Origin of the sequence: Algoriphagus namhaensis (genome assembly GCF_042649705.1) — a bacterium.
GTDB lineage: Bacteria > Bacteroidota > Bacteroidia > Cytophagales > Cyclobacteriaceae > Algoriphagus > Algoriphagus namhaensis.
Genome location: NZ_JBHRZS010000007.1, coordinates 1,632,208 through 1,644,646, shown reverse-complemented (window position 1 = coordinate 1,644,646; position 12,439 = coordinate 1,632,208). Strand labels below are relative to the sequence as shown.

The following is a 12,439-nucleotide window of genomic DNA, read 5'->3' as shown; positions in this document are numbered from 1 at the left end:
AAAAATTAATAATCGCCAAGGGTCTCTGGAAGTTGTCCCAAAGCTTCAGCCAACTGCTCATCACTTGGAGCGATTCCATGCCACTTGTGGGTTCCGACCATGAAGTCTACCCCATAGCCCATTTCGGTATGCAGGAGGTTCATCACTGGCTTTCCTTTTCGGCTTTTGGCCTTAGCCTCTTCCAGTCCCGCGATTACGGAACTCATATCATTGCCATTTTTGGTGTGGATTACTTCCCAACCAAAGGATTCATATTTAGCCTGCAGATCGATCAAATCCATAATTTCTTTCGTTGGACCGTCGATTTGTTGCTTATTTAAATCAATCGTCGCAATCAAGTTGTCCACTTTCCAGTGAGCGGCATACATGGCCGCTTCCCAGATTTGGCCTTCTTCTTGTTCGCCGTCTCCCATCAGCACATACACTGTATGATCATCTTGATTCAATTTTTTAGCCTGCGCAGCTCCAATTGCCACAGATAAACCTTGTCCCAAAGATCCAGAAGCAATTCGGATTCCGGGTAGGTGCTCATGCGTGGCAGGATGCCCTTGAAGGCGTGAATTGATCTTTCTGAAGGTGTTCATTTCCTCCGTAGGAAAATAGCCAGAGCGTGAAAGCACACTGTAGAATACAGGTGAAATGTGACCGTTTGACAAGAAAAACACATCCTCGCCCTTTGCATCCATATTGAATGCTGGATCGTGATGCATCTGATCAAAATAAAGTGCAACAAAAAACTCGGTGCACCCGAGAGATGCTCCCGGGTGACCAGATTGGACTGCGTGAACCATTCTAAGACAATCCCTTCTCACTTGAGAAGCGATTTCTTGAAGTTGTTCGATTGATTTTTTTTCCATTAGTGGAGGGTTAGTTTAAAATTTGCGCTGTGTGATCTTTGGTTTTCACCTTTTCGATGATCTCAGCGATGTTTCCTTTTTCGTCAATTACAAATGTTGTTCGAGCGGTCCCCATGTATTTTCTCCCGTACATAGACTTCTCCACCCAGGTTCCGTACGCTTCATGCACAACTTTATCTGGATCTGCGATAAGAGAGAAGGGAAGAGACTGCTTTTCGATAAATTTTTGATGAGATTTTTCTGAGTCACTGCTGATTCCGAGTACGACATATCCAGCTTTTTGTAGCTCTTCGTAATTATCTCGCAAGTTGCAAGCTTGAGCGGTACATCCGGGCGTATTGTCCTTGGGGTAAAAATAGAGAATCACCTTTTTTCCTAAATAATCAGAGAGTTTGATTGTTTCCCCGGTTTCAATTTTCGCTTCGAATTCTGGTGCTTTTTGACCTACTTCTAATGACATACTTTTCAAATTTTATGGTGAGAAATTTAACTGATCGTCCCCTTCCATTCGGCCGTATTGCCAGCTTGGTCGGTGACTCTAAGTACAACATCCCCCTTAAAAGGTTGTTTATCTAATTTTTCTGACCAGATGACGGCTTGCTTATGTTCGTACCGCATGAGTACCCATTCGCCATTGACCTTAGCTTCAAAGTTATTAATTCCCGAGAGATTATCCCGTATCACAAACCTCAATTCCGAAGAGTTTACTCGGACCACGGAAATCGTGGGCTTGGTATTATCCTCAGCCAAAACGAAAGTTCCAAAATTCCGGGTGTCAAATCGGATAGAGCCTTCCTGCCAACTACCACCTACAAAAGACTTACTTCCATTAGAGGATAACTGATACACGTGAGTTCGAGCACGATCCAAGGCACCGGGCGAAACCTTCCAGTCGACCGTGATGGGATTCCATAAGTATTCGGACCTGCTGTTGATTTCAAGTTTTGGATTCGAAACAGGGCCTGTACTTTCCATTCTCAGAAAGAGATCCTCCAATAGGCTGTTTTCATAAAAAGTCAGCGCAGCAAATTTGCTAGCAAATAACCTTTCCTGACGCACGGGAATCATGGCTAAAACTCCGGTTAGAATCACTTCTGAACATACATCCACTTGATCTGGTATTCCAAAATTCATGTCCCAGAGGTAGGTACGGCTCTTGGAATCCTGATAAGCAGGAAGCATTTCGTACGTATTTTGGCCCACGTAGAATTTTGCCAATCCACCTTCCGGTGAAATTGGAGCAATGATTTCCATGATATTCTGATTGAAACTCAAGCGCGATCGAGTAGGAGTGAGCTTACTATTCACCTGAGTTTCCATTTCTATCCCTTCCAGGCTAAATGCGATTTTTCGCATATTTCCTCGCGCATCCTGTAAGCTTAAGGTGTAATTTTTCTTTTCGCCTGGTTCGAGGGAAATATGACCAGTGCTTTCTGCCTTGGGAGTGATGTAATCAAAAAGTAGAGCCTTTTGCTTGTAGAGCTTGGTAAATTGATTTTGGTGGGTGTGTAAAAGAAATTGCCGGGTAAAATTGAAATCTACCTTGTCCACGGTAAGATTTAAGATCAAACTATCCTGTTCAAAAAGTTCAAAAACGGGATAGCCATTTCTATTGCTTGCACCGTCTAATTGGTCAAAACTTCGGATTTCCAAACCCACCTTTCCAGATATCTGAATGGTATTTGGGAGACGAAAATCTCTTCCAGTCGAAACGGGTGTCACTTCTAAACGCTCATATCGACCATTGATTCGTGAATTGACATCCAAAGGCACCAATGCGATGGTCTGAGGAGTAGGAGGGGTAGTGTCCAGGATTTCTGAAAAGCCAAATCTCAAGGGGTCCATCGCCCGATCTAAGCTATCGCGAATTTCAAAATGAAGATGCGGTCCACCTGAACTACCGGTATTTCCACCATTTGCTATCTGCTGGCCTTTCTTAACTGGAAGCTCACCTGGATTGGGGTAGACTTCCAAATCGTTGGCCTTTGCTTCGTACATTTTCTTACGAATAAAGGCACTTAGCTCCTCATTGAAATTTCTTAGATGGCCATATAAGGTGATTTGTCCATTGGGATGCTTCAGGTAAATCACATTTCCATATCCGTAGGTCGAAACTTTGATTCGATGTACCCAGCCATCAGCTGCAGCATAAATCGGTTCTCCTTCTTGCCCTCCAAATTTGAAGTCTAAACCCGTGTGAAAGTGATTTGGTCGCAACTCGGCGAAATTTCCGGAAAGGTAATTCCTTCCGCCTGGCCTCACAGGTGACTGGTAATATCCAGGAACGACTTCCTGTGCATTTGCAATAGCAAAGCTCAAGAAAAATAAGAAGGGTAAAATCTTATTTAACTTCAAGGTCCAGCATTTTTCTTTCGCCCATAAATCCCTCCAAATGATCTCCAATTTGAATGGGACCGACTCCTGCTGGTGTACCGGTAAAAATCAAGTCTCCTTTTTTCAAAAGGAAAAATTGGGACACGTATTCTAGGATGGTCCCAAAGTCAAAGAGCATATGACTGGTGTTTCCTTTTTGACGGGTTTCTCCATTTACAGTCAGGTGAAAATCAATATTACTTAGATCACCTGCCTCTTTTACGGGAATAAACTCCCCTAGGGGAGCGGAGCCGTTGAAGGCTTTGGCAATTTCCCAAGGCAATCCCTTTTCCTTACATTGCTGCTGGAGGTCTCTGGCGGTAAGGTCCAGGCCCAGGCCGATCTCTTCAAAATAGCGATGCGCAAACTTCCTCTCAATGTATTTGCCAGGTTTGGAGATTTTTAGCACGATCTCTAATTCATGATGAATATCCTGTGTGAAATCAGGATAGAAAAAAGGCATTCCTGGTTTCAAGACCGCCGTCTCAGGCTTTAAAAAGACTACAGGATTTCCAGGCTTTTCGTTTTTTAATTCTTCAATATGAGCAGCATAATTTCTGCCAATGGCGATTATTTTCATCTTAATCTACAGCTTGGAATGTCATTAATTTATCCCCGGATTCATTGAAAAAACGAAGTTCTCGGTCGGCGATTTCATAGCTTCTGACCTCTTGGAGTGCATTGGAAATCTGATTTTCCACAGTCATATCCATGCATGCCATCATCGTAGCTGCACCTGGGCCTAGGGTGAAGGATTTGCCATCATTTGTCTGAATAGCCCCTCGAACGCTATTGCAGCTCATGTCACCAAAATAAGTCTTTGCGCTAGCATTAAATTCGAAAATCAGAGGTTCCTCGGAATTGACTTTGGTTGGATTTTCAATTTCGCCCACTGAAGTTACCTTCCAGATATTTGTAATTCTCAGGCTAGGATCTGGATTTTGACTGACCACTTCCACTAGCTCATAAATCTTTGAAGAAACATCTTGGGGTAGGGGCGCTTCTCGGTCGGTGATCCGGACTTTGATTTGATAAATTTTTCCTGCTTGGTAGTCAAAGCCTTTGATGCCATCATAGAAAAGCGTCCATGCTTCTGGATCTGGTTCGGCGACATTTTTTTGTACTTGAAGGCAAGTCATCGGGCCCACGCCTACACAATCCACTTTGGCACTATTAATCCACCAAGTTTCAATAGTATCATCAGATGGAGGAGTGCAAGAAACCATGGTCGAGGCTACGAAAAGGATGATTAGGGAAAGTTTGTACATGGGGTCAAAAGGTTATGGTGTTTACGTGGTTTGCAAGTTTTTTAGCCCAATCCGTATAAATCAAGCCGCTAGGGTGTAAACCGTCTTCAGCTTGCATTTCAGGTTGGCTCCCCACTGCTCGGTAGTCTTCGGTGATATCTATGTATTTAACTCCGTAGTTATCACAAATTTCTTTCTTGGTTTGATTGTAGGCGTCGATTCCAGCAGCGACTTCTTGTTGGTTTACCCCACGGTTTTGAGCAAAACGCGTTACGCCCCAATCGGGGATAGATAAAACCACCACATGGTCTGGCTTATTCCCTGCGAAACCTATGGCCCGCAGGAGCATTTTCTCAAAGTCTACGGCATATTCTTCTACTGGCCGACCCCGAAATTGATTATTCACTCCAATTAATAAAGTAACCAAATCATAGGATGCCGAGAGTGTGGTTTCTTCATTGATTCCCGCGTCAAGTTCATCTACTGTCCAGCCCGTTTTGGCGATAATTTTTGGCTTTTCCCAAGACTGAGGATTTTCCAATAATGGGATTAATTGATTCGGATACCGCTCTTCCTCAGCCACTGCTTCTCCAATAGTATAACTGTCTCCCAAAGCTAAATAGGTCATCATTCTGGTTTCTATGGGTTGGTCCGTGATATTTTCATCCTTGCTACAAGAGCATGCTGCAATAATGCAAAAACAGGATAGGTAGTAAAAGAATTGCTTAAGCATCTTGAAATATTTTTTGGTCTAGCGTAATTGTCCCCTTGTCTGAATCCATACTTACTTGGGCGCCTACTGGCAGAATAAATTGCTTGGGTACGTGCCCGATCATTGCTCCTGAGTAGGCTGGTATGCCTAGCGGCAACAGATAATCATCCAAAACCTGATCTACGGTCAGTGAACCGTAACCACCTCCAGGATTGCAGTCAGTGCACTGACCAAAAATCACCCCCTTTGCTTTGTCCAGCGTCCCGTTGAGCTGTAGGGTACTCATCATTCGGTCTATTTTATACGGATCCTCGCTAATATCCTCGATAAATAAGATGGAGTCCGTGAAATCAGGGTAGTAAGGTGTACCAGAAAGTGCGGTAAGTACGGTGAGGTTGCCACCCAGAAGCTTTCCGCTTGCTTTTCCTCCTTTGAGTGTTTGGATTCGGTTGGATTTTACTACCAAATCGTCTCCCTTTGGCATTTCGTTTTGATAGCTTACTTGCTTTTGGTTAAAGAAAAGCTCCTCGAACTGCTTTACATTGAAGCTATTCCAGCTTCCAGAGCCATTTGGGCCATGAAAGGTAATCAGCCCGGTCTGTGCTTGAATCGCGCAGTGAAGGGCTGTAATATCAGAATAGCCCATCAGTGGCTTGGGATTTTCTTGAATGAGTTTGTAGTCGAGTTTAGGTAAAATTCTAGCAGCTCCAGAGCCCCCTCTGATGCAAATCACCGCCTTCACTTCTTGGTCAGCAAACATCAAATTCAAATCACTCGCTCGCTCCTCATCTGTTCCGGCTAGATGTCCTCTTCTGTTTTTGAGGTTTTCGCCCAGCTTCACTTTGAAACCAAGTGCTTCCAAAGCTTCTTGAGCAAAGGTGAATTGCATCCGGTCTGCTGTAGCTGCCGAAGGACTGATCAATCCCACCCAATCTCCTTTTTTTAGAGCCTTCGGCAAAAGTGTGTCGGGATCAAAAGTCGGGGATGGCATACTCCAAGAGAGCAGCGGAGCAGCTCCAGCTACCATTCCTAGAGATTTGAGAAAAGCACGTTTATTCATGGATTGAGATTGATTTTTCTGAGCACATGAAGGTAATACTTTTCATGGTTTGAGCGAAATAAGGAAGTTCCTAGATCCTAAAAATATGTAAGTCAACATTGAAGCAATTCATGCTTTAATTCAATAAGATTCTACCCTCAAGACCAGTTAGGGTGAGTACATTTTATCAAAAGTTTATGTAGAGTCTTTCTGAGGGATCATCCGAAAATTATCCGGATGGTTGTAATCCCAGAATTATTTTTCACTTGCCGCTATGATTTGCAAGGTCTGGTCTACCCAATCACTCGTGATCTCTAAAGGGATTTCTGGTTGTACTCCTATGCTTTCATAGGCTAGGTAGCCACCACTGTCGGCCATATCTGTGATGTAAATCTGAAACCTTCCTGACGGGAGCGTCTCCGACTTTCCGTAGTTATTGCCATAAGCTAGAATTCCAGCCGTAGTTTTTCCCAAAGTTTTCAGGTTGTCAAATTTTGCTATTTGAATGGTAAACTGTTCGGCATTGCTGGCAGTCTTCTGATTTATCAAAACCCAGACTTTTCTGTTTTTGACTTCCTTTCTGAGCATTTGATAAAATTTTCTCGAAGACTTACTCCCTCCACCTCCATTGTTTCTTAGATCCACAATAAGGTTTGGAGCGGAGATAGAGTCCTGAATTTGATCAAAGAATTCTTGGGATTCTTTGAGTTTTTGTGTGCTGGTGGCAAATGTTCCTAGTCTTAGGTATTGTACATTTTCGTTCAGTTGATTGAACTCGAAGACTGGTTTTTCGGGCGAAACTTGGGTAAAATCTTCTCTTTCGGGGAATTTGCTCCAAGCGATCCGATTAAATGTCCCATCAACGATTCGGTCACTTGAGATGAATTGTAGAGACTTCGTGATCAGACTATAGTTCCAGATGTTCCATTTACCTTGGTCAAACTCTTTGGCTATAAAGGCAATTTGCCCTCGTTCCCAATGTGGTAGTTTTGTTTCGAGGATGGCTGCGATATAATTGCCTCCTGTAAGTTGAAAAAGTCCGATTTTGGCATAATCTCCGTAGTAATAAATTCCCTCAGTGCTGTTTTCCGGTAATTCTTCAAGCTTCAATTCTAGGGAATCTAAATCCGTATTTACTCTAGAAAAATTCTTAAAAGCATCACTCTCCTTGTATTTTTCCATGAAAACTGAATCCTGCAGGGTTTCTGAATCAATTTTAATTTCAGGAATTTCACTCAAGAAAAGGTGATTATCATTGATGGGAGACTTAAGGTTACCAAGTACCAAAAAGCATTCTCCTTTTGTTGTTGCTTCGCTTGCCTCAGTTTTTAATTTTTCAAAAAATGACAGATAGCCCTTTTCATCCTTTCCCTTGATTTGATCTTTATAGGATGGAGTGTCTTGGAGGATTTCCAGTAAGGCTTCTAAGTCTTGTACACATCCTTTGTTTTGCGCAGAAGATATAGCGGAGTTTGCAATGAGAAAAATTAGGATAAGGGATATTCTAAAAATCATAAGGTACTGAATGGTTACTGATGGGAGCTGTTCTAGGCTTATGGAGAAATATAGTTATTCTAAAGCATTTCGCGGATCATCACCATGACTTTTTCCATTTCACGTCGTACTTCGGATGCTTTGTATGGGTAGTTGGTATTCATGAAGGCAAAGGAATAGACCTTCCCGCTTTTTGTTTTAATTAGGCCTACCAGACTGTGATTATTGCTCATGGTACCCGTTTTTGCAAAAATATAGGGCTCTGCTGCTTGATAATTAGTTTTAATGGTACCGGAAACGCCTCCCGTGGGTAGCAACTGATAAAGCTCTGAATCAGGGATCATCCGATAGAGCTTCTCAAAAAGAGCTACCATGGATCTTGGGGTAAAAAGATTGTGTCGACTTAGCCCACTTCCATCCACCCATTTTGGGGTATCGGGGAGATCGTTCAAGTAACTTTTGAGAATGTATTCTATGGCGCGCTCTGTATCTAGCCTTTGGAAAAGACGGTCGGAAACCATGAGTAATAACTGCTCTGCAAGAAAATTGTCGCTTTCCAGCATCATTTCCTCAAGGATTGGAAAAATAGGCATGCCGCGAAGTTCTTGGTGTACAGCAGGCAAGGTGTCTGGGGAATAATTCCAATTTTTACCTGTTTTTTCTGAGGCAAGTTGCACAAACAGTTCCGGGCTCGTCAGGAGAGGAATGTGGGTTTCCGCTCCACGAAAATTATTCGGGTTGTAGTAGAAAGTATTACTGTGAAAGTCTCGTTCGAGTTCTCGAATCGTGCGTGAAGTCGTTTTGACACTTGATTGAAATCGGCTGGGTTTGACTTGAGGTCTTCCACTTACTTTTTTCACTTCGAGAAGATTACCAAATATTGGTAATGAAGTTCGCTCCGCGGAATAATCATAATAATAATCATCCCATTGCCATCCATACCCGAAGGCCGGACTATCCATATTGGCATCCGAAAAGACCACGGTTTGGTAAGGTTGGATGAGTTTTTCGATTGGTGAATTCTCGAAATCCTTGTAATCCCAAGTAGGATCTCCACTTCCCCAAATTCGGATTGTATCTCCTTGCGTAGTATATCGAAGCGTCTGGGTACTATCCCCCAAGATGACTACACTTGCAAAAAGGGTAAAGAGCTTGGTCGTAGAGGCAGGGATAAATCGAATTTGACTGTTTTGCTCGAATAGAACTTGCTGGCTATCCAAGTCGTAAAGAACAAAGCCTGTGAGATGTCCACTAAAAAAACTCCTGTCACCAAGGGCTGTTTCGAGTTTCTGATATTGATCGCGAGAGAGCTGAGCAAAGCCTGTAAGGCAGACGAGAAAAAGGATAATTGCTAAGCTTGCTTTCTTCATTTCACCCGCTTTTTGGCAGCGAAAATAATGGTGAGCCAACCTAAAATAAGTGATAATCCACCAAATGGAGCCACTGCTCCGAATTTTGATATTCCCGTGAGGGAAAGAGCATAAAGGGCACCACAAAAAATCAACATACCCAAAATCATAAATATTGCGGACCAGCGCAATTGCTTCCAATGTGGTTTTTGGATAAAGACAACACCAATCACCAAAAGGGCGATGGAATGATAAAACTGATAGTCAACGGCGGTTTTGAAGGTTTCTGTTCTTCCGGATTCTTCCAAAACCTCACTTAAACTATGTGCTCCAAAAGCACCTATAGCTACCGATAGCGCTCCAAAAACAGCGGCAGTTTGTATGACCTCTCTTCCTTTCATCTATGTCTGGTGATTTTAATTTCTAGCGCCAAATATAGCAGAACCTATTCGTACTAGGGTGCTTCCTTCTTCCTGTGCGATGAGGTAGTCTCCACTCATTCCCATAGATACTTCTTCAAACTCTTTCAATTCAGGTAGTGCTAGCTGATTGATTTGATCAAAAAGGGCTTTCAGACCTCTAAATTCTTTACGCACCTGGTCTTCATTTTCGGTAAATGTGGCCATACCCATGAGGCCTTTGATAGTGACGTGGCTCAACTCTTGAAATTCTTCCGATTGAAGTAAGGATAAAACCTCTTCAGAGTCAAAACCGAATTTGGTGTCCTCAGCTGCAATGTGAACCTGGAGCAAAACAGAGATTTTCCGATCCAGTTTCTTGCCTTGCTTATTGATTTCTTTCAAAAGCTTCAGCGAGTCTACTCCATGGATCAAGTACACAAAAGGGACGATATATTTCACCTTGTTGCTCTGGAGATGCCCGATCATGTGCCACCGCACATCTGATGGCATCTCAGGCTGCTTCCATTGCAGCTCTTGGACTTTGTTTTCTCCAAAATCCCGAATACCAGCTTCATAGGCTTCGATCAAATCCTCGATGGGTTTGGTCTTGCTCACAGCTACTAATCGACAATTTGGATTTTTGAATGAAGATTGGACCTGAGTTAGGTTATTTTGGATTGACATGTAAAGAGTTTTGCTGTTAGATGGAGGAGTTCAAAGATAAACCCACAGCCCTTAAAATTAAAAATTGATTCGACCATGGAATGTTTTCAACTTTCTTCAAGTTATTGGTAAATCTCTAAAGATTAATGCATGACCCTTCCATATCATCTAGTTATATTTTTTTTAAGTTTTTTCCTTGCTGATGGTTTTAAGGAAAGGGAAGGCGCTCCCTTAATTATAGACGCTGATACCGCCAACGAGGTGGACGATTTGTTTGCTCTGGCGAGAGCACTAAATGATCCCAGTATTCATTTAGTTGCTATCACTTCTGCTCAGTTTCATACTTCACCTTTAGCAAGTGACTCTACGGTCTGGGAAAGTCAGCTTATCAACGAGGAGTTGGTAAAATTAACGGGCAGATCAGATGTGGCTTTGCCAGTAGGAGCTAATTTTCCTTTGGAAAGTATTGAAAAACCCAGAATTTCAGAGGCATCCACCTTTATCGTCAATCAGGCCAAGAGCTTGAAGAAACAAGAAAAGCTAGACGTTATTATTTTAGGAAGTTGCACCAATGTAGCCTCGGCCATTCTTCAGGCTCCAGAGATTATTCCTTTACTACGCGTTCATTATTTGGGCTTTTGGCACAATCCTGAAACCAACACTTACAACAAAAAAGAATTCAATTCGGGTAATGATACTTTAGCCGTGAATCTGCTTTTGAATACAGAGGGGCTTGAGCTCAATGTGATGACTGCCACCACGAGTCAGCGGCTTGTTTTTGAAAAGGGGGAGGTTGATGAGAAATTAAAAGGTAAATCCCCCCTTGGTGATTATTTGGTAGATCGCTGGGAATCGTATGAGCGCTGGTGGACCAAAGCAGATCCTGAAAAGCTTCGCTGGACAATGTGGGATGTGGCTATCGTGGAGGCTCTGATCAAACCTGAGCTTTCTAAAGTGGAAGAATTCGATGCCCCAGAGGAAAATGTACCACGCAAAATTGGAATCCATACTGCTATAGATGTGGAAGGAATGAAGCAAGATTTTTGGTCCTTTTTCTAAAAAAAATCCCCTGCCATGGAAATGACAAGGGATTTGGATCAAGTAATTGGAGATTAATCCATCAAGTATTTGTCTACCATCGCGTAAGGCATATCAAATGCATCTGCTACTGCTTTGTAAACGATTTCTCCTTGAATTACATTAAGGCCAAGCTTCAATTCGTTGTTATCAATACATGCCTGCTTCCAGCCCTTATCAGCGAGTTGAATAGCATAAGGTAGTGTTGCATTAGTCAATGCAAGGGTAGAGGTGTAAGGTACCGCACCTGGCATATTTGCTACACAATAATGTACCACATCATCAATGATGAAGGTAGGATTTTCATGGGTGGTCGGCTTACAAGTTTCGATACATCCGCCTTGATCCACAGCTACATCCACGAGAACCGTTCCAGGAACCATTTCTTTTAGCATATCTCTAGTGATCAAGTGTGGAGCCTTAGCACCTGGGATCAAAACAGCACCGATAATTAGGTCTGCCTGCTTAATCAATTTACGAATATTGTATTCGTTGGACATCATGGTATTCACATTTGGAGGCATGACATCGTCTAGGTATCTCATTCGCTGAAGCGAAACGTCCATGATCGTCACATCAGCACCAAGTCCTGCTGCCATCCATGCCGCTTGGGTTCCTACGATACCTCCGCCAAGGATCAATACTTTTGCAGGAAGCACTCCCGGTACTCCTCCAAGAAGGATCCCACGACCCTTTAGTGGTTTTTCTAGGTAATTAGCTCCTTTTTGTACAGCCATTCTTCCGGCTACTTCCGACATTGGAATCAAAAGAGGAAGGCTACGATCTGCTTTTTCCACTGTTTCGTAAGCAAGGCATACCGATTTATTCTCCACCATTGCTTTAGTGAGCGGCTCGTGGGAAGCAAAATGGAAATAAGTGAAAAGTAATTGATCTTCTTTAATCAAGGCATATTCAGACTCGATTGGCTCTTTTACCTTCATGATCATTTCAGCGATCGCATAGGTATCTTCGATGGTTGGAAGAATTTGTGCACCAGCGGCTACATATTCTTCATCAAGAAAGCCACTGCCTTCTCCAGCGGTATGCTGAACATATACTACATGACCTCTTTTTACAAGCTCTTTCGCGCCTGCTGGGGTAAGAGCAACGCGGTTTTCATTGTTCTTAATTTCTTTTGGAACACCAATTATCATGACGTTTGGGTTTGGTATGAATATTCTGGCGCAAATATAGCAGGTCATCCCAAAGAGAAAAGATAAAATACAG

At 42.8% G+C, this 12,439-nt stretch carries 13 protein-coding genes; 1 reads left to right on the top strand and 12 read right to left on the bottom strand.

Annotated elements, in window-relative coordinates; translation table 11 throughout:
* Positions 1 to 5: 5 nt before the first annotated feature.
* The 11 genes from ACFOSV_RS15555 to ACFOSV_RS15505 form a co-directional block, all read right to left on the bottom strand.
* Complete coding sequence (locus ACFOSV_RS15555; RefSeq protein WP_377906958.1) at positions 6 to 857, bottom strand: transketolase; 852 nt, start codon at positions 855 to 857, stop codon at positions 6 to 8.
* Positions 858 to 867: 10 nt separating this feature from the next.
* The gene (gene bcp, locus ACFOSV_RS15550) at positions 868 to 1,317 is read right to left on the bottom strand and encodes a thioredoxin-dependent thiol peroxidase (protein WP_377906957.1); all 450 of its coding nucleotides are present in this window, start codon (positions 1,315 to 1,317) and stop codon (positions 868 to 870) included.
* A gap of 26 nt (positions 1,318 to 1,343) precedes the next feature.
* Positions 1,344 to 3,212, bottom strand: coding sequence for a M23 family metallopeptidase (locus ACFOSV_RS15545; protein WP_377906956.1), 1,869 nt, complete (start codon positions 3,210 to 3,212; stop codon positions 1,344 to 1,346).
* On the bottom strand, positions 3,199 to 3,810 hold the full coding sequence (locus ACFOSV_RS15540; RefSeq protein WP_377906955.1) for a fumarylacetoacetate hydrolase family protein: 612 nt from the start codon (positions 3,808 to 3,810) through the stop codon (positions 3,199 to 3,201). Before ACFOSV_RS15540 ends, ACFOSV_RS15545 begins: the two co-directional genes overlap by 14 nt.
* A 1-nt stretch (position 3,811) precedes the next feature.
* Complete coding sequence (locus ACFOSV_RS15535; RefSeq protein ID WP_377906954.1) at positions 3,812 to 4,498, bottom strand: DUF4377 domain-containing protein; 687 nt, start codon at positions 4,496 to 4,498, stop codon at positions 3,812 to 3,814.
* A gap of 4 nt (positions 4,499 to 4,502) precedes the next feature.
* Entirely contained in the window at positions 4,503 to 5,210 is a 708-nt protein-coding gene (locus ACFOSV_RS15530) for an SGNH/GDSL hydrolase family protein (RefSeq protein WP_377906953.1), read from the bottom strand.
* The gene (locus ACFOSV_RS15525; RefSeq protein WP_377906952.1) at positions 5,203 to 6,249 is read right to left on the bottom strand and encodes a S66 peptidase family protein; all 1,047 of its coding nucleotides are present in this window, start codon (positions 6,247 to 6,249) and stop codon (positions 5,203 to 5,205) included. Before ACFOSV_RS15525 ends, ACFOSV_RS15530 begins: the two co-directional genes overlap by 8 nt.
* A gap of 234 nt (positions 6,250 to 6,483) precedes the next feature.
* Entirely contained in the window at positions 6,484 to 7,743 is a 1,260-nt protein-coding gene (locus tag ACFOSV_RS15520; protein ID WP_377906951.1) for a S41 family peptidase, read from the bottom strand.
* 59 nt (positions 7,744 to 7,802) lie between these two features.
* The gene (locus ACFOSV_RS15515; RefSeq protein ID WP_377906950.1) at positions 7,803 to 9,092 is read right to left on the bottom strand and encodes a D-alanyl-D-alanine carboxypeptidase/D-alanyl-D-alanine-endopeptidase; all 1,290 of its coding nucleotides are present in this window, start codon (positions 9,090 to 9,092) and stop codon (positions 7,803 to 7,805) included.
* Positions 9,089 to 9,472: a DUF423 domain-containing protein gene (locus ACFOSV_RS15510; RefSeq protein ID WP_377906949.1), complete on the bottom strand. Its 384-nt coding sequence runs from the start codon at positions 9,470 to 9,472 to the stop codon at positions 9,089 to 9,091. Before ACFOSV_RS15510 ends, ACFOSV_RS15515 begins: the two co-directional genes overlap by 4 nt.
* A gap of 15 nt (positions 9,473 to 9,487) precedes the next feature.
* Positions 9,488 to 10,156 carry a YggS family pyridoxal phosphate-dependent enzyme gene (locus ACFOSV_RS15505; RefSeq protein WP_377906948.1) on the bottom strand — a complete coding sequence of 223 codons (669 nt, stop codon included), beginning with the start codon at positions 10,154 to 10,156 and terminating at the stop codon, positions 9,488 to 9,490.
* 129 nt (positions 10,157 to 10,285) lie between these two features.
* Between ACFOSV_RS15505 and ACFOSV_RS15500 the strand changes: the two genes are divergently transcribed.
* Positions 10,286 to 11,194 (top strand): nucleoside hydrolase, encoded by a 909-nt coding sequence (locus ACFOSV_RS15500; RefSeq protein WP_377906947.1) that lies wholly within the window; start codon positions 10,286 to 10,288, stop codon positions 11,192 to 11,194.
* Positions 11,195 to 11,247: 53 nt separating this feature from the next.
* On the opposite strand, the gene ald is transcribed toward ACFOSV_RS15500, so the two are convergent.
* Positions 11,248 to 12,366 (bottom strand): alanine dehydrogenase, encoded by a 1,119-nt coding sequence (ald, locus tag ACFOSV_RS15495; RefSeq protein ID WP_377906946.1) that lies wholly within the window; start codon positions 12,364 to 12,366, stop codon positions 11,248 to 11,250.
* Positions 12,367 to 12,439 lie beyond the last annotated feature (73 nt).

Bases quoted from the DNA above. Each gene is read 5' to 3' on its own strand.
- ACFOSV_RS15555 (WP_377906958.1), bottom strand. From the start codon at position 857: ATGGAAAAAAAATCAATCGAACAACTTCAAGAAATCGCTTCTCAAGTG.
- bcp (WP_377906957.1), bottom strand. From the start codon at position 1,317: ATGTCATTAGAAGTAGGTCAAAAAGCACCAGAATTCGAAGCGAAAATT.
- ACFOSV_RS15535 (WP_377906954.1), bottom strand. From the start codon at position 4,498: ATGTACAAACTTTCCCTAATCATCCTTTTCGTAGCCTCGACCATGGTT.
- ACFOSV_RS15505 (WP_377906948.1), bottom strand. From the start codon at position 10,156: ATGTCAATCCAAAATAACCTAACTCAGGTCCAATCTTCATTCAAAAAT.
- ACFOSV_RS15530 (WP_377906953.1), bottom strand. From the start codon at position 5,210: ATGCTTAAGCAATTCTTTTACTACCTATCCTGTTTTTGCATTATTGCA.
- ACFOSV_RS15520 (WP_377906951.1), bottom strand. From the start codon at position 7,743: ATGATTTTTAGAATATCCCTTATCCTAATTTTTCTCATTGCAAACTCC.
- ACFOSV_RS15515 (WP_377906950.1), bottom strand. From the start codon at position 9,092: ATGAAGAAAGCAAGCTTAGCAATTATCCTTTTTCTCGTCTGCCTTACA.
- ald (WP_377906946.1), bottom strand. From the start codon at position 12,366: ATGATAATTGGTGTTCCAAAAGAAATTAAGAACAATGAAAACCGCGTT.
- ACFOSV_RS15525 (WP_377906952.1), bottom strand. From the start codon at position 6,249: ATGAATAAACGTGCTTTTCTCAAATCTCTAGGAATGGTAGCTGGAGCT.
- ACFOSV_RS15540 (WP_377906955.1), bottom strand. From the start codon at position 3,810: ATGAAAATAATCGCCATTGGCAGAAATTATGCTGCTCATATTGAAGAA.
- ACFOSV_RS15510 (WP_377906949.1), bottom strand. From the start codon at position 9,472: ATGAAAGGAAGAGAGGTCATACAAACTGCCGCTGTTTTTGGAGCGCTA.
- ACFOSV_RS15500 (WP_377906947.1), top strand. From the start codon at position 10,286: ATGACCCTTCCATATCATCTAGTTATATTTTTTTTAAGTTTTTTCCTT.